Origin of the sequence: Streptomyces mutabilis (assembly GCF_046628145.1) — a bacterium.
In the GTDB taxonomy this organism is placed as follows: Bacteria; Actinomycetota; Actinomycetes; order Streptomycetales; family Streptomycetaceae; genus Streptomyces; species Streptomyces mutabilis.
On sequence record NZ_CP176874.1, the window covers coordinates 2,567,419 to 2,583,306 of the forward strand.

The 15,888-nt window shown below is 71.0% G+C and carries 17 protein-coding genes; 7 read left to right on the forward strand and 10 right to left on the reverse strand.

Annotated elements, in window-relative coordinates; translation table 11 throughout:
• Window positions 1-145: 145 nt before the first annotated feature.
• Complete coding sequence (locus tag ACLIN4_RS11420) at window positions 146-766, reverse strand: LysE family translocator (protein WP_107477222.1); 621 nt, start codon at window positions 764-766, stop codon at window positions 146-148.
• Between the two features lie 177 nt (window positions 767-943).
• Window positions 944-2,326, reverse strand: a complete 1,383-nt coding sequence (locus ACLIN4_RS11425) for a glycine--tRNA ligase (RefSeq protein WP_388163174.1) — start codon at window positions 2,324-2,326, stop codon at window positions 944-946.
• 159 nt (window positions 2,327-2,485) lie between these two features.
• On the opposite strand from ACLIN4_RS11425, the gene ACLIN4_RS11430 reads away from it, so the two are divergent.
• Genes ACLIN4_RS11430 through ACLIN4_RS11445 form a run of 4 tightly spaced genes read left to right on the forward strand, consistent with a single transcriptional unit; the run spans window position 2,486 to window position 5,660 of the window.
• On the forward strand, window positions 2,486-3,481 hold the full coding sequence (locus tag ACLIN4_RS11430) for a zinc ABC transporter substrate-binding protein (RefSeq protein ID WP_100046990.1): 996 nt from the start codon (window positions 2,486-2,488) through the stop codon (window positions 3,479-3,481).
• Window positions 3,482-3,507: 26 nt separating this feature from the next.
• Entirely contained in the window at window positions 3,508-4,278 is a 771-nt protein-coding gene (locus ACLIN4_RS11435) for a metal ABC transporter ATP-binding protein (RefSeq protein ID WP_100046991.1), read from the forward strand.
• Window positions 4,278-5,180: a metal ABC transporter permease gene (locus ACLIN4_RS11440; RefSeq protein WP_100046992.1), complete on the forward strand. Its 903-nt coding sequence runs from the start codon at window positions 4,278-4,280 to the stop codon at window positions 5,178-5,180. Before ACLIN4_RS11435 ends, ACLIN4_RS11440 begins: the two co-directional genes overlap by 1 nt.
• Before the next feature lie 60 nt (window positions 5,181-5,240).
• Window positions 5,241-5,660, forward strand: coding sequence for a Fur family transcriptional regulator (locus ACLIN4_RS11445; RefSeq protein WP_100046993.1), 420 nt, complete (start codon window positions 5,241-5,243; stop codon window positions 5,658-5,660).
• A gap of 60 nt (window positions 5,661-5,720) precedes the next feature.
• Here ACLIN4_RS11445 and ACLIN4_RS11450 read toward each other — a convergent pair whose 3' ends face one another.
• Genes ACLIN4_RS11450 through ACLIN4_RS11465 form a run of 4 tightly spaced genes read right to left on the reverse strand, consistent with a single transcriptional unit; the run spans window position 5,721 to window position 7,792 of the window.
• Complete coding sequence (locus ACLIN4_RS11450; RefSeq protein ID WP_307652854.1) at window positions 5,721-6,563, reverse strand: isoprenyl transferase; 843 nt, start codon at window positions 6,561-6,563, stop codon at window positions 5,721-5,723.
• A 32-nt stretch (window positions 6,564-6,595) separates the two neighbouring features.
• Window positions 6,596-7,345 carry a DNA repair protein RecO gene (recO, locus tag ACLIN4_RS11455; RefSeq protein WP_100046996.1) on the reverse strand — a complete coding sequence of 250 codons (750 nt, stop codon included), beginning with the start codon at window positions 7,343-7,345 and terminating at the stop codon, window positions 6,596-6,598.
• A 22-nt stretch (window positions 7,346-7,367) separates the two neighbouring features.
• A complete protein-coding gene (locus ACLIN4_RS11460; protein WP_100046995.1) occupies window positions 7,368-7,589 on the reverse strand; it encodes a hypothetical protein in 222 nt (73 codons plus the stop codon).
• Window positions 7,586-7,792: a hypothetical protein gene (locus tag ACLIN4_RS11465; protein WP_411575741.1), complete on the reverse strand. Its 207-nt coding sequence runs from the start codon at window positions 7,790-7,792 to the stop codon at window positions 7,586-7,588. The genes ACLIN4_RS11460 and ACLIN4_RS11465 overlap by 4 nt, the downstream gene beginning before the upstream one ends.
• A gap of 115 nt (window positions 7,793-7,907) precedes the next feature.
• Between ACLIN4_RS11465 and ACLIN4_RS11470 the strand changes: the two genes are divergently transcribed.
• The 3 genes from ACLIN4_RS11470 (at window position 7,908) to ACLIN4_RS11480 (ending at window position 10,470) form a co-directional block, all read left to right on the forward strand.
• Window positions 7,908-8,741, forward strand: coding sequence for a helix-turn-helix domain-containing protein (locus tag ACLIN4_RS11470; protein WP_289903314.1), 834 nt, complete (start codon window positions 7,908-7,910; stop codon window positions 8,739-8,741).
• Complete coding sequence (locus ACLIN4_RS11475; protein ID WP_100049159.1) at window positions 8,723-8,920, forward strand: DUF397 domain-containing protein; 198 nt, start codon at window positions 8,723-8,725, stop codon at window positions 8,918-8,920. The genes ACLIN4_RS11470 and ACLIN4_RS11475 overlap by 19 nt, the downstream gene beginning before the upstream one ends.
• A gap of 65 nt (window positions 8,921-8,985) precedes the next feature.
• Window positions 8,986-10,470 (forward strand): alpha/beta hydrolase, encoded by a 1,485-nt coding sequence (locus ACLIN4_RS11480; RefSeq protein ID WP_307652852.1) that lies wholly within the window; start codon window positions 8,986-8,988, stop codon window positions 10,468-10,470.
• Here the strand turns inward: ACLIN4_RS11480 and ACLIN4_RS11485 are convergent.
• From ACLIN4_RS11485 to ACLIN4_RS11500, 4 genes are all read right to left on the reverse strand, one after another.
• Window positions 10,458-11,135, reverse strand: coding sequence for a response regulator transcription factor (locus ACLIN4_RS11485; protein ID WP_269957590.1), 678 nt, complete (start codon window positions 11,133-11,135; stop codon window positions 10,458-10,460). The two genes, ACLIN4_RS11480 and ACLIN4_RS11485, sit on opposite strands and share 13 nt — an antisense overlap.
• Window positions 11,132-12,406 carry a sensor histidine kinase gene (locus tag ACLIN4_RS11490; protein WP_179342370.1) on the reverse strand — a complete coding sequence of 425 codons (1,275 nt, stop codon included), beginning with the start codon at window positions 12,404-12,406 and terminating at the stop codon, window positions 11,132-11,134. Before ACLIN4_RS11490 ends, ACLIN4_RS11485 begins: the two co-directional genes overlap by 4 nt.
• Before the next feature lie 67 nt (window positions 12,407-12,473).
• Window positions 12,474-14,564, reverse strand: coding sequence for an MMPL family transporter (locus tag ACLIN4_RS11495; protein WP_411575742.1), 2,091 nt, complete (start codon window positions 14,562-14,564; stop codon window positions 12,474-12,476).
• A 151-nt stretch (window positions 14,565-14,715) separates the two neighbouring features.
• The gene (locus ACLIN4_RS11500) at window positions 14,716-15,828 is read right to left on the reverse strand and encodes a hypothetical protein (protein ID WP_107477207.1); all 1,113 of its coding nucleotides are present in this window, start codon (window positions 15,826-15,828) and stop codon (window positions 14,716-14,718) included.
• Between the last annotated feature and the right edge of the window lie 60 nt (window positions 15,829-15,888).

A 15,888-nucleotide genomic window follows, 5' to 3' on the forward strand; every position in this document is an offset into this window, starting at 1 on the left:
AAATCCCACCGGAAGACGCGGAGATGTCCTGCCTCCGTGGTTGCAACCGGTCGCGAACGGGGACCAGGCGCGGGTCCTCACCGATCCGGCCGGGCACCCCTTCTGCATCGTGCGCTGACGCAGGGCGGCCGGCTCGCCTCCGCGCTCACCGCGCCGTGAACGCCAGCTTCGCCCCCAGTGCCACGAACGACCCCGCGAAGCTCCGCCGCAGCCACGCCATCACCCTCGGCCGGGAGATGACGTGGCTGCGCACGGACGCGGCAAGCACCCCATACCCGGCGAACACGACGAAGGTCACCAGCATGAACACGCCGCCGAGCAGCAGCATCCGCGGCAGGGCACCGGCCTCGGCCGGGTCCACGAACTGCGGCAGGAAGGCGAAGAAGAACAGGGTCAGCTTCGGGTTGAGGATGTTGATCAGCACCCCGCGAAGGATCACCCGCCCCGCCGGGACGGGCCCGGCCGCCGCGTCCTCCCCCGCCACCACGAGCGCCTCCTTGTCCCGGAGGGTGGCCCACGCCATGTACAGCAGGTAGGCCACACCGGCGTACTTGAGCACCTGGAAGGCGGTGGCGCTGGCGTGCAGCACCGCCGCGACGCCCGTGACGGTGGCGAGCAGGTGCGGCACGATCCCGAGCGCGCAGCCGAGGGCGGCGACGACGCTCGCCCGTCGTCCGCGCGAGAGGGCGGCGGCGAGGGTGTAGACGACCCCGGTGCCGGGGGTGGCGACGACCACGAGGGTGGTCAGCAGGAAGGCGAGGCTCATGGCCACCACCCTGGCAACACGACGGCCCCCGGAAGAGGACCACTCGGGATCCTCTTTCGGGGGCCAATCACGGACCTGGGGCGCTCATCCCTCTGCCGACCGAGTCGGGTGGTGGGTGGGCACGGGCTCCGGGGCCCAGGGGGCGAAGCCCCCTGGTACATCAACCGAACCGGACGTTCAGCAGCCGACGAGCCTCGAAGCGAGGTACCCCTCGATCTGGTCCAGCGACACGCGCTCCTGCTTCATCGTGTCCCGCTCCCGCACGGTCACCGCGTTGTCGTCGAGCGTGTCGAAGTCCACCGTCACGCAGAACGGCGTACCGATCTCGTCCTGGCGCCGGTACCGGCGCCCGATCGCACCGGCGTCGTCGAACTCGATGTTCCAGTGCTGCCGCAGCGCCTGCGCGAGCCCCTTCGCCTTCGGGGACAGCTCCGGGTTGCGGGACAGCGGCAGCACGGCGACCTTCACCGGGGCCAGACGCGCGTCGAGGCGCAGCACGGTGCGCTTCTCCATCTTGCCCTTGGCGTTGGGCGCCTCGTCCTCGACGTAGGCGTCGAGGAGGAAGGCGAGCATCGCCCGGCCGACACCGGCCGCCGGCTCGATGACGTACGGCGTCCAGCGCTCGCCGGCCTCCTGGTCGTAGTAGGCGAGGTCCTGGCCGGAGGCCTTGGCGTGCGAGGAGAGGTCGTAGTCGGTCCGGTTGGCGACACCCTCCAGCTCGCCCCACTCGCTGCCGCCGAACTGGAAGCGGTACTCGATGTCGGCGGTGCGCTTGGAGTAGTGGGAGAGCTTCTCAGCCGGGTGCTCGTACCACCGCATGTTCTCCTCGCGCATGCCGAGGCCGGTGTACCAGTTCCAGCGCTGCTCCATCCAGTACTCCTGCCACTTCTCGTCCTCGCCCGGCTTGACGAAGAACTCCATCTCCATCTGCTCGAACTCGCGGGTGCGGAAGATGAAGTTGCCGGGCGTGATCTCGTTGCGGAAGGACTTGCCCATCTGGGCGATGCCGAACGGCGGCTTGCGGCGCGAGGTGGTCTGCACCTGGGCGAAGTTGGTGAAGATGCCCTGTGCGGTCTCGGGCCGCAGGTAGGCGACGGAGCCGCTGTCCTGGGTCGGGCCGAGGTGGGTGGAGAGCAGGCCGGAGAACTGCTTGGGCTCGGTGAACGTGCCCTTGTTGCCGCAGTTGGGGCAGTTGAGGTCGGCGAGGCCGTTCTCGGGGGCCTTGCCCTTCTTCTCCTCGTAGGCCTCCTCCAGGTGGTCCGCGCGGAACCGCTTGTGGCAGGAGGTGCACTCGGTCAGCGGGTCCGTGAAGGTGGCGACGTGACCGGAGGCCACCCACACCTCGGGGGCGAGGATCACGGACGAGTCGAGACCGACGACGTCCTCGCGCGACGTCACCATGTAGCGCCACCACTGGCGCTTGAGGTTCTCCTTGAGCTCGACACCCAGCGGTCCGTAGTCCCAGGCGGCCTTCTGACCGCCGTAGATCTCACTGCACGGGAATACGAAGCCACGGCGCTTGCTCAGGCTGACGATGGTGTCGATCTTGTCGGCGGCCACGGTGCTCTCTTCATTACGACGACGGGCGACGAAGCGAGATGCTTCCAGAGAATGCTTCAGGTTACCGGCGCGGCCCGCCCCTCGACCAAATCGGGGCCTCCCCCGCACCGCATCCCACTTAGTTGACAACGGTTTCCATATTTGTTGAAAATGAATGCCATGAACGTACGACGACGCCACATATCCGGCATAGCAGTCACCGCGGCCGCCGCAGTCGGCCTCGGGACCCTCTCGGCCTGCTCCAGCGACAGCTCGGCGGCGGGCAACACGGACAAGTTCGACGTCGTCGCGTCGTTCTACCCGATGCAGTACCTCGCCGAGCAGATCGGCGGTGACCACGTGAACGTCACCACCCTCACCGAGCCCGGCCAGGAGCCGCACGACCTGGAGCTCAGCGCCAAGCAGACCGCCCAGATGGGCGAGGCGGACGCGGTGCTCTACCTGAAGACCCTCCAGCCCGCCGTGGACGAGGCCGTCGGCCAGGCCGACGTGAAGACCAAGATCGACGCGGCCACGCTGACGAAGCTCGAGGACCACGGGAGCGTCGAGCACGACCACGGTCACGACCACGGGGGCGAGGAGCACGCGGCCGAGGAGCACTCCGAGGAAGCGCACTCCGAAGAGGAGGAGCACGCCCTCGACCCGCACGTCTGGCTGGACCCGGTGAAGTACGCCGAGATCGCCGAGGGCGTCGCCACGGCCTTCGAGAAGGCCGACCCGGACAACGCCGCCGACTACCGCAAGAACGCCGACGCGCTGACGAAGAAGCTGGCCGACCTGGACACGGCGTACAAGGACGGCCTGGCGAACACGGACACCAAGGTCTTCTTCACCAACCACGCCGCCTTCGGCTACCTCGCCGAGCGCTACGGACTGACCCAGGAGGCCATCAACGGCCTCGACCCGGAGAGCGAGCCCAGCCCCGCCCGGATCAAGGAACTCCAGGACGAGGCCAAGGCCGACGGCGTCACCACCGTCTTCTACGAGACACTGGTGTCCGACAAGACCGCGAAGACCCTCGCCAAGGACGCGGGCCTGAAGACCGACGTCCTCGACCCGCTGGAGGGCATCACCGACAAGTCGAAGGGCGACGACTACATCGCGGTCATGGAGTCCAACCTCAAGGCGCTCGAGGCCGCCCTCGGCGCCAAGTGAGCGCACCGATCGTTACGGAGGGCATCGTGAGCGACGAGCCTGTCATCTCCCTGCGCGGCGTCCGCGCCGAGCTGGGCTCACGCCCCGTCCTGCGCGGCATCGACCTCACCGTGGGCCGCGGCGAGGTCGTGGCGCTGCTCGGCGCCAACGGCTCCGGCAAGTCCACGGCCGTGCGCACGGTCATCGGCCAGGTGCCCGTCACGGCCGGGGAGATCGAGCTGTTCGGCACCCCGCGGCGCCGCTTCCGCGACTGGGCGCGCGTGGGCTACGTCCCGCAGCGCACCACGGCCGCGGGCGGCGTCCCCGCCACGGTGACCGAGGTCGTCTCCTCCGGCCGCCTCTCCCGCGCCCGCTTCGGCGTGCTGCGCAAGGCCGACCGCGAGGCGGTCCGCCGCGCCCTCGACCTGGTCGGGATGACGGACCGCGCCAAGGACTCCGTCAACGCCCTCTCCGGCGGCCAGCACCAGCGGGTGCTGATCGCCCGCTCGCTCGCCGCCGAACCCGAGCTGCTGATCATGGACGAGCCCATGGCCGGCGTCGACCTGGCCAGCCAGGAGGTCCTGGCCGACACCCTGCGCGAGCAGGTCGCGGCCGGCACCACCGTCCTCCTCGTCCTGCACGAGCTGGGCCCCCTGGAGCCCCTGATCGACCGGGCCGTGGTGCTCCGCGACGGCTGCGTCCTGCACGACGGCCCGCCCCCCAAGGCGGTCGGCCAGCACGCGCTGCCCGGCCACGACCACGTACACCCGCACGCACCGGCGGGCGCCGAACCGATCCGCACGGGACTGCTGAGCTGATGGAAATCCTGAACTACGCCTTCATGCAGCGGGCGCTGCTGGCGGCCGTCCTGGTCGGCATCACCGCCCCCGCCGTCGGCATCTACCTGGTCCAGCGCCGCCAGGCCCTCATGGGCGACGGCATCGGCCACGTGGCGATGACCGGCGTCGGCCTCGGCTTCCTGCTCACCTGGTCCCCGGTGTGGATGGCGACCCTGGTCTCCGTCCTCGGCGCCGTCCTCATGGAGCTGATCCGCTGGTACGGCAAGACCCGCGGCGACATCGCCCTCGCCATGCTCTTCTACGGCGGCATGGCCGGCGGCGTGATGTTCATCAACCTCGCGCCGACGGGCTCCAACGCCAACCTCACCTCGTACCTCTTCGGCTCCCTGTCGACGGTCAGCGAGTCCGACGTCACCGCGATCTGCCTCCTGGCGGCCTTCGTGGTCCTCGTCACCCTCGGCCTGCGCCGCCAGCTGTTCGCCGTCAGCCAGGACGAGGAGTTCGCCCGGGTCACCGGCCTGCCGGTGCGCGCGCTGAACCTGCTGACGGCCGTCACGGCGGCCGTGACGGTGACGGTCGCGATGCGCGTCGTCGGGCTGCTGCTGGTGTCGGCGCTGATGGTGGTCCCGGTGGCCGCCGCGCAGCAGCTGACCCGTTCCTTCGCCGCCACCTTCGCCGTGGCCGTCGCGATCGGCGTCACGGTGACCATCAGCGGCACGGTCACGTCGTACTACCAGGACGTGCCGCCCGGCGCGACGATCGTGCTGCTCACCATCGGCGCGTTCGTCCTGATGACCGCGCTGGCCGCACCGCTGGCCCGGCGGCGCGCGCGGGCGCTCAGGGCGGCGCAGCCCGCCGCCGATCCCGCAGAATGCAAGATTCCGGCCACCCGGGGGACCACCGACGAGGTCGGCGTCTGACCGCCGGCGGGCCGGGCTGGCACAATGGCCCGGCAAGCCGCAGACGTGAGGAGGAATCCGGTGACGACCGCTGGACCGCCCGTGAAGGGCCGCGCCACCCGGCAGCGGGCCGCCGTGTCGGCGGCCCTCCAGGAGGTCGAGGAGTTCCGCAGCGCGCAGGAGCTTCACGACATGCTCAAGCACAAGGGCGACTCGGTCGGTCTCACCACCGTCTACCGCACCCTGCAGTCCCTCGCCGACGCCGGTGAGGTCGACGTCCTGCGCACCGCCGACGGCGAGTCCGTCTACCGCCGCTGCTCCACCGACGACCATCACCACCACCTGGTCTGCCGCACCTGCGGCAAGGCGGTGGAGGTCGAGGGACCGGCCGTGGAGAAGTGGGCGGAGGCCATCGCCGCCGAGCACGGCTACGTCAACGTGGCGCACACCGTGGAGATCTTCGGCACGTGCGCGGACTGCGCGGAGGCCTCCGGCGGTTGAGCGGGTAGGGCCGGGACTGCGCCCCGGCCCTACCCCCCTTCGGCCTGAACGGCCTCGTCCTCAGTCTCCGGACGGGCTGTTGGTGCCCTCCATGGCCAGAAGTTCCTCGTTGGGGATGGCGCCGCCGAAGCGGCGGTCCCGGGAGGCGAACTCCAGGCAGGCCCGCCACAGGTCGCGCCGGTCGAAGTCCGGCCACAGCACGTCCTGGAAGACCATCTCGGCGTACGCGCTCTGCCACAGCAGGTAGTTCGACGTGCGCTGCTCCCCGCTCGGCCGCAGGAACAGGTCCACGTCCGGCATGTCCGGGTAGTACAGGTACTTGGCGAGCGTCTTCTCGTTCACCTTCGACGGGTCGAGCCGCCCGGCCCGCACGTCCTCGGCGAGGGCCTGCGCCGCGTCGGCGATCTCCGCCCGCCCGCCGTAGTTCATGCAGAAGTACAGCGTGAGCAGGTCGTTGTCCTTGGTCTGCTCCTGGGCGACCTGGAGCTCCTTGGCGACCGACTTCCACAGCTTCGGCATCCGCCCGACCCAGCGCACGCGGATCCCCAGCTCGTCGAGCTCGTCGCGGGTCTTGCGGATGAAGTCCCGGTTGAAGTTCATGAGGAAGCGCACCTCGTCCGGCGACCGCTTCCAGTTCTCGGTGGAGAAGGCGTACAGGGAGATGTTCTTGACGCCCATCTCGATGCCGCCCTGGAGCACGTCGAGCACCCGCTCGGCCCCGACCTTGTGCCCCTCGGTGCGCGGCAGCCCGCGTTCCTTGGCCCAGCGCCCGTTGCCGTCCATGACGATCGCCACATGCTCCGGAACCAGCTCACCGAGCTTCGGAGGCCGCGCGCCGGACGGATGCGGCTCCGGCGTCCTGTACTCCCGGCGCTGACGCCCCAGGAATCCGCGTACCGCCATGTGTCTCTCGTCTCCTTCAGGTGACTTCGGCTTCAGGTTTTCTCTACGTACCGCAGGGAGCGCAGGCCGCGCTCCAGGTGCCAGTGCAGGTAGGCGGAGACCAGTCCGCTCCCCTCCCGGACGTACCGCGGCTCGCACGCGTCCGCGGTCCCCCAGTCTCCCGTGAGCAGCGCCCCGAGCAGTTCCAGGGCCTGCGGCGAGGGTACGACGCTGCCGGGCACCCGGCAGTCGGCGCATACGGAACCGCCCGATCCGACCGAGAAGAACCGGTTCGGGCCGGGCATCCCGCACTTCGCGCAGTCCCCGAAGGTCGGGGCGTACCCGTTCACGGCGAGGGAGCGCAGCAGGAAGGCGTCCAGCACGAGGTTCGGCGCGTGCTCGCCCCGGGCGAGGGTCCGCAGCCCGCCGACCAGCAGCAGGTACTGCTGCACCGCCGGCTCGCCCTCGTGGTCGGTGAACCGCTCGGCCGTCTCCAGCATGGCCGTCCCGGCGGTGTACCGGGCGTAGTCGGTCACGATGCCACTGCCGTACGGCGCGATGGTCTCGCTCTGCGTGCACAGCGGCAGCCCGCGCCCGACCAGCTCGCTCCCCTTCGAGAAGAACTGCACGTCGACGTGCGAGAACGGCTCCAGCCGCGCCCCGAACTTCGACTTCGTCCGCCGCACCCCGCGCGCCACGGCGCGTACGCGTCCGTGACCGCGTGTGAGCAACGTGATGATCCGGTCCGCCTCACCCAGCTTCTGGGTGCGCAGCACGATGCCGTCGTCGCGGAACAGACTCATGCCGTCCATTCTCGCGCATGCGTCAGGGCACCTCGCCCCGGCTTCTGGCATTGGTGTAGGCCGTCGCCGCGCTGAGGCGCTCCGCCGGGGTGGCGTGGCGTACGTCACCCGGCTCGGCGTCCCACTCCCGGCCGCCGCCGTACGGACGCATCTGGACGTACGGGCCCTCGTGCCCCATGACGAGGCCGACGCGCCCGGTGCGGGTGTCGATGGCGTAGGTGCCGACGGGCGGGGGGTAGGTCATCGCAGCACCGCCGCGAGGCGTCGTGCGGTCTCGACGGAACACCGGCCCAATTCGACGAGGGGACAGGGTGCCTCCCGCGCAAGACTCACCGGGTCGAGCCCGAGGGAGGGAAGAGTAATTTCGGCCTCCGCGAGCGCCTCGCGCAATTCTTTCACCGTGTCCTCCGCTTCTTCGACGCAGAGCGCCGAGTGTGGTGCCTTCACCGTGTTCCCCTTGCCTTTACGGTTTCACTCTTCGTGTCCCCAGAATGCCCTGTCGTGACTACACTCGGTCGGAGTTACTGCACTACAAGTGCGGGTCAGCGCCAGGGGGTTGGCTATGGCCAATGGTTCACGGCAGGCGGCGTGGGAGTTCTTCGGCACGGAACTGAAACGCCGGCGCGAGGACGCGGGAATCACACAAGTGGAGCTTGGCGCCCGGGTTTTCGTGTCCGGGGGATACATCGGCCAGTTCGAACAGGCAATTCGCAAGCCGCAGCTGGATGTGGCTCAACGGATTGACGAGTCGCTACAAACCGACGGCTTTTTCGAACGACTCTGGCGTAAGCTCATCAAGGAGCAGCGGTTCGCGGAGTACTTCGCGCACGCTGCGGAGTTGGAGCGGCTGGCGACGGGCATTTGCGAGTGGGCGCCTGCGGTGGTGCCTGGGCTCTTGCAGACACCGGAGTACGCTCGCGCGATCTACTTTTCGAGCAACCCGCTCTCGCCTGACGGGTACGTCGAGGAGATGGTCGGCCTACGCATGGAGCGGACGCGGCTACTCAAGGACGCCACACGTCCCGTGTATTGGGTACTGCTGCACGAAGCCGTACTTCGGATCCAGGTGGGGCCGCCCACTGTGATGGCTGAGCAGCTCGAGCACATCGCGGAGACCGTGCGCGGCCGCAAGGCCCTGGTCCTGGTAGTGCCCTTCTCCGCCGGGGCGCACCCGCAGATGGGTAAGTTGACGAGGCTGATGGAGTTCGACGATGCACCACCCACCGTCTATACAGAGGCCGTGCTGTCGGGCAATCTGCTGGATGATCCGGCAGTAGTGAAGCAGGTGCGTGCGGATTACGATCTTCTCAGGGCCGCAGCTCTGACACTGGACGCGTCCCTGGCCATGATCGAGGCAGCGGCGGAAGGCTACAGACGATGCGCGGGTACGACCTGACCAACGCATGCTGGCGCAAGAGCAGCTACAGCGGCGGCAACGGCGGCGAGGAGTGCCTCGAAGTGGCCGACGGGGTCCCCGGCGTGGTACCCGTCCGGGACAGCAAGGTAGCCGCCGGTCCGGTGGTCGTCGTGGGGTCGGTGGCCTGGATGGAGTTCGTCAGGGGGATGGTGGGGTAAACCCCAGTAGCCTTTGGGTCGTTGCCCGGATGTGACGGGCCCTCGCACTCCGCGAGGCTCATCTCATGACGCAGCGCACGCGCATCCTCCGTAACGCCGCCATCGTCGGCGTGTCCACCGCCCTCCTGGGCATCACCGCACCCGTCACCGCCGTCGCGAACCCGTCCTCGCCCCTCACCTGGGGTTCCTGCGAGGGCACCACCGTCGACCCCCGTCAGCAGTGCGCCACCCTCCAGGTCCCCATGGACCACTCCGACCCCGGCAGTCCACTGATCGACATCGCCGTCTCGCGCATCCCCGCCGAGAATCCGGACGCCCGGCGCGGAAGCCTGCTGCTCATCGCCGGCGGGCCGGGCGGCTCCAGCCTGAACGACCCGTCGGGGAAGGGGCAGAAGCTGCCCCAGGGCGTCCGCGACACCCACGACCTCATCGGGTTCGCCCCGCGCGGGCTCGCACCGTCCACCCCCGTCTCCTGCGGGCTGGAGCACGGCGACCTCGCCACTTCCAAGCTCCGCCCCTGGCCCGCTCCCGACGGCTCGGTGGACGGGAACATGGCCACCGCCCGCCGCATGGCCGACGCATGCGCACGCAACGGTGGTGAACTGATCAAGCACCTCAGCACCGCCAACGAGGCCCGCGACATCGACCGCGTCCGGGCCGCGCTCGGCGAGCGGAAGATCTCCGCGTGGGGTGTCTCGTACGGGACGTACGTCGGCGCGGTCTACTCGCAGCTCTTCCCCCACCGCACCGACCGCATCGTGCTGGACAGCGTCGACAACCCCGACCCCGACCGCGTCAACCGGGCCTGGCTCGCCGGGCACGAGCAGGGCGTCGAGGACACCTTCCCGCACTTCGCCGCATGGGCCTCGAAGCCCGGCAACCCGGACCGCCTGGCGCGCCGGGCCGCCGACGTACGGCCGATGTTCCTGCGGCTCGCCGCGCGGCTCGACCGTGAGCCGATCCCGTGGCCCGGCGCCAACCCGGAGGAGCTGAACGGCAACGTACTGCGCCAGGCCCTGCTGGACGGCCTCTACCGGCCCAGCCGTTACCCGGCGCTCGCCGAGCTGATCCGGGCCGCCCGGCAGGGCACCGTGCCGCCCGCGCCCCAGGCGCCGCCCGAGGACGTGCTGCAGAACGTCGCGGGCGTCGGCGCCGGGACGTTGTGCAACGACGTGGCGTGGCCCGAGTCCCAGGCGGTGTACGAGAAGGGCGTCGCCGAGAGCCGCGCCGAACACCCGCTCACCGCCGGCATGCCCCGCAACGCGATGCTCTGCGCCTCCTGGCCGTACCCGCCGCGTGAGGCGCCGGTTCGGATCACCGACCACGGCCCGTCCAACGTCCTGCTGGTGCAGAACGAGCGGGACGTCGCCACCCCGCTCACCGGCGCGTTGAAGATGCGGGAGGCGCTCGGGCGCCGCGCGGTCATGGTCACCGTGGACTCCACCGGCCACGACGCCTACCTCGCCAACGGCAACGCGTGCGGCGACCGCGTGGTCTCCCGCTTCCTGGCGACCGGGGTCCGGCCGGGCTCGGACGTCTACTGCCGCTGACCGGTGCCGGGTGTCACCAGGCCCGACTCGTAGGCCACGATGACCAGTTGTGCCCGGTCCCGGGTCCCCAGTTTGCCCATGATGCGGCTGACGTGGGTCTTCGCGGTCAGGGGGCTGAGGCCCAGGGAGTCGGCGATCTCCGTGTTGTTGAGGCCGCGGGCGACGAGGGTGAGGACCTGGCGCTCGCGGTCCGACAGGCAGTCGGGGCCCCCTCCGCCTCCCACCGGGGTGGACGGGCTGCGCAGGAACCGCTCGATCAGGCGGGCCGTGGGGCCGGGTGACAGGAGGGCGTCGCCCGCCGTCACGGTGCGGATGGCGTCGAGGAGGTCGGCGGGCCTGGTGTCCTTCACCAGGAAACCGGAGGCGCCCGCGCGAAGGGCCTCCACGATGTTCTCGTCGGTGTCGTAGGTGGTGAGGACCAGCACCTTCACGCCCGCCAGGTCCTCGTCCGCCGCGATGAGCCGGGTCGCCTCGATGCCGTCCAGGTCGGGCATGCGGATGTCCATGACGACCAGGTCGGCGCGTTCGGTGCGGGCCAGTTCGACGGCCTGGCGGCCGGTGCCCGCCTCACCCACGACCTCCATGTCGGGGGCCGAGGCGACGAGCAGGGCGAACGCGGCCCGTACGAGGTTCTGGTCGTCCGCGAGCAGCACGCGTATGGTCATCCGTCTCTCTCCGGGGTCACGGCCGTCAGGGGCGCGGCGGGGGCCGGGGGTGGCGCGGGTGTCGGCAGTACGGCCGTCACCTCGAAGCCGGCGCCCCCGTCGCGCGGCCCGGCGTCGAGTGTGCCACCCACGCTGCGGGCCCGCTCGCGCATGCCGACCAGGCCGAAGCCGGGGGTCCCGGCGGGATCGGGGCCGGTGCCGTCGTCGGTGACGGACAGGCGCAGGGCGCCCTGCTCGGCGTGCACCTCGACGTGGACCGACGGTTCGGGGCCCGCGTGCCGTACGGCGTTGGTCAGCGCCTCCTGCACGATGCGGTACGCGGCGGCGCCGACCGCGGGCGGTACGTCGCCGGCGCGCAGGGACAGTTCCACGTTCGCTCCGGCCAGGCGCGCGGCCTGTGCCAGGTCGGGCAGGCCGTGCAGGCCGGGCAACGGGCCGCGTGCGTCGGGGGTGTCCTGCGCCCGCAGGACCTCCAGCGTGGTGCGCAGTTCACCGCGCGCGCTCCGGCAGGTCTCGGCGATGTCGTCGAGGGCCTTGGCGACGGCGGCGCGGTCCAGGCGGTCGGGGTCGGCGGTCAGGACGTGGGCGGCGACCGAGGTCTGCACGCCGATGAGGGTGATGCTGTGCGCGAGCAGGTCGTGCAGGTCCCGGGCGACCCGCAGGCGTTCCTCGGCGACGCGGCGCCGGGCCTCCTCCTCGCGGGTGCGTTCGGCACGCTCGGCGCGTTCGACGATGGAGGCGACGTACTGGCGGTAGTAGCGGACGTCGACGCCGGCGAAGAGGATGGCGATCACCCAGCCGGAGATGCGGATCAGTTCGACGGCCCGGTGGGTGTCGACGGTGAGCATGATGCTGACGGACGCCGTGAGGACCGCGGTGCCGGTCAGGATCGTGCGCAGGGGCCGGCCGGTGACGGCCAGCGTGTAGAGGGCGACGTAGGAGGCGGGGCCGGGCGCGGCGTGGTTGTTGTCCATGGCGTGGTACGGCCCGACGAGGGCGAACACCGCCGCGAGCACCAGCAGCGGACGGCGCCGCCGCCACACGATCGGGACGTGCGCGGCGACCAGCAGCGTCCAGCCCGGCGCGTCCGGGCGACGGCCCTCGTCGGTGAACAGCGCCAGGCAGACCGCGCCGACGAGGAGGACCGCGGCGAGCACGGCGTCGTTGCGGTCGCGGTGCGGCGCGGTGAGCGGGTCGCGGTTGATCGCGGCCATGATCCGCTCGCCGAGGCGGGAGGGCCAGGACGACGTCGTCGGAGTGGTTGCCTGCACGCGCCCATCCTCCGCGACGGACGCGCCCCTCCGGGAGGGGAGGGGCGCACTCCGGTCGGTGGACGGCTCAGACACCGACGGTCTCCCGCTCCCCCGCCGGCACCGGCTCCTCGGGGGCCCGGGACAGCCGGCCCGGCCACCACACCCGGCGGCGCAGGGCGACGCTCGCGCTGGTGACGAGGTAGGTGCGGACGAGGAAGGTGTCGAGGAGGACGCCGACGGCGATGACGAAGCCCAGTTCGACGAGTTGCACCATCGGCATGTTGGTGAGCACCGCGAAGGTGGCCGCGAGGACGAGCCCGGCGGAGGCGATGACACCGCCCGTGGTGCGCAGCGCGGTGAGCGCGGCCTGTGTGGGTTCCGCGCCGTCCAGGGACTCCTCGCGCATGCGGTGCATCAGGAAGATGCCGTAGTCGACGCCGAGGGCGACCAGGAAGACGAAGGACAGCAGGCCCAGTCCCGGGTCGGTGCCCTCGAAGCCGAAGACCGGGCCGAAGACCAGGCCGCCGATGCCGAGGGCCGCGCCCCACACGGCGACGACGGCGGCGACCAGGATCAGCGGGGCGACCAGCGAGCGGAGGAGGACGACGAGGATCAGCAGGACCGACAGCAGCACGATCGGGACGACGATGACGGTGTCCCGGGCGTTGGTGTCCTCCAGGTCGATCTGCTGGGCGCTGGGGCCGCCGACGTAGGAGCCGTCGAGCTTGTCGCGCAGCTCCTCGATGGTGGCGGTCTCGGCCGCCGACTGGGGCGGGGCGGAGGCCAGTACGGTCAGTTCGGTCCACCCGTCGCCGCTGCGGCCGGTCACGGCGCTCTCGACGCCGCGGGTGTCGCGGGCCTCGGCGAGGACGGCCTCGGCTCGGTCGGTGGGCGCGATGACGGTGATGGGCTGCGTGCCGCGCTCCGGATAGGCGGCGGCGAGGGTCTCCATGGCGGCGATGGCCTCGGGCTTGGAGGTGAAGGAGTCCTCCTGCTTGAGGGTGCCGGGCAGGTTGAGGGAGCCGAGGGCGAGTGCGCCGAGCAGGAGGGCGCCGCCTACGAGGACGGCGAGGGGGCGGCGTTCGGCGGAGCTGCCCATCGCGTTGAACAGCGACCTGCGGGCCTTGGGCGTGCTGCCGTAGCGGGGTACGAGCGGCCAGAAGACGCGGCGGCCGAGGAGGACCAGGATCGCGGGCAGCAGGGTCAGCATGGCGGCCAGCGCGCACAGCACGCCGACGGTGCCGAGCGGGCCCATGCCCCGGCTGGAGTTGAGGTCGGCGGCGAGCAGGCACAGCAGTCCGGCGGCGACGGTGCCGGAGGAGGCGAGCACGGCGGGGCCGCAGCCGCGCAGGGCGGCGACCATGGCGTCGTAGGGGCGTTCGATGCGGCGCAGTTCCTCGCGGTAGCGGGAGACGAGCAGCAGCGCGTAGTCGGTGCCGACGCCGAAGACGAGGATCGTCATGATGCCGGAGCTCTGGCCGGAGACCGAGGTGCCGAACCACTGGTTGAGGCCGTAGGCAACGCCCATGGAGAGGTAGTCGGCGATCCCGGCGACGGCGAGCGGGACGAGCCACAGGAACGGGCTGCGGTAGATGAGGATCAGCAGGAGGGCGACGACGGCGGCCGTGGTGTAGAGCAGCGGGCCGTCGAGGGAGTTGTAGACCTCGCTCGCGTCGGTGGTGAGGGCGCCCGCGCCGCCGACCTCGACGCTCAGCCCGTCGCCGCCCTCGGCGACGTCCCGTACGGCGTTGACCAGTGCGTCGCGGGCCTCCTCGTCCTGGCCGGGCTCGGTGGAGGCGACCGGGTACATGAGGGTGGTGCCGTCCTCGGACGGGATACCGGCCGGGCGGTCGGTCAGCCGGTGCGCGGAGGCGATCTCGGCGATCTGGTCGGCGGCGGTGGCCTTGTCGGCGGCGGTCAGTCCGGCGTCGCGGTGGTAGACGACGACCATCTCGGTGGCCTCGCCGCCCGGCAGCCGGTCCTGGATCTTCGCCACCTGGGTCGAGTCGGCGCTCGCCGGCAGGTAGTCGACGGCGCGGTCGCGCTGCACGTCCGACAGTTGCGACGCGAACGGCGAGGCGATCGCCAGCACGGCGATCCACAGTCCGAGCACCAGCCAGGGCACGGCCCGGCGCCGCCTCCCGTCCGTGCCCCCGCGTGTCCTTGCTGCCCCCATGTGACGGGCCTCCTCGGTCGGATGTCTGGTTCGGTGTCTCCAGACTTCCGGCCGCGGGGCCGCGAGGCGTCGGGCCCGAGACCGAGTCGGCGGCTACTTCCCGGGGTGGCGTCCGGCCGCCGTTACTCCCCGGGGAGTAACGGGCGGGCGGTCAGGCGCGGTCGACCATCCAGTTGCCGTCCTCCTCGGCGTCGACCCGCACCTCCAGCTCGCGCAGGCCCATGCCCGCGTCCCACAGCTCCCGGAAGCGTTTGAGCCGGTCCCGGACGTAGTCCTGGCGGGCGGTGAGCCGGGTGCGGACGTTGACGTCGCGCAGGTCCTGCTCGATCTCGAAGGACACCCCCTCGTCGTAGAGGATGAAGTCGTTGGTGGTGCCGCGCTGGAGGTGCGGGGGCAGTTCGGGCAGGACGGCCGCGCGTACGTCGATCCGCCGCAGTTCCTGTTCCTCGCACAGGCGCAGCAGCCGGTCGTCGAGTTCGCGGGCGCTCTCCAGGAGGAAGAGCCGGCGCACCGTCACGCCCTGTTCGTCGATCGCCTGCTGCTGGGCGTCGAGATAGCGGCCGGCGGGCTCGCTGTTCCAGAACTCCCGGTCGACGGAGGTGCTGGTGGCGCAGATGGAGTGCTCGGCGGCGCGGGTGAGGGTGAGCATCCAGTCGTGGTTCTCGCCGGGGCACTCGGCGGTCAGGTTGGTGAGGTCCGCCATGTGGCCGACGACCCGCGCCATCTCCAGGTGGACGAAGGTGTGCAGGATCGAGGGTTCCGGGAGCAGGACGTCGGCGAAGCCCTTGGCGAGGTCGGGCACGCTGTCGATGCGGACCGGGTCCATCCGGGGCCGGGCCTCGGCGCCGTGGTCGACCTGGGCGACGTGGGTCTCGACCAGCTGTTTCACGTCCTCGGTGTGCCGGGTCAGGCCGGTCTTCAGCTCGTCGTCGTAGCGGTTCAGGCCCTCCCGGACGGCGGCGGTGTTCTCGGCCAGCGCGCTCTCCACCCGGCGGGTGTGCTCCTCCAGCCGGGCGTGCCCCGGGCGGGGGGTCAGGCCGATCACGTACTGGACGAGCAGCGCGGCGCCGGCGCAGAGCACGGCGGCCGCGAACTGCCGCAGTGTTCCGTCGTCGGGGCTCAGGAGTGCCGTGACGCTCCAGAAGAGGGCGCCGACGACCAGGGCGATCAGCAGCATGCGCGCCCAGGGGGACTCCCCCTTCAGGGCGGCCGGGCCGGGCGGGTGGTTCGTGTCGTCGGGGCGGGGTGACTGTGCCGTGCTCATCTCGCTTCTCCCCCCGTTGGGATACGCGTCGGATCGGGTTCGATCGGGGTGCGGGGATGT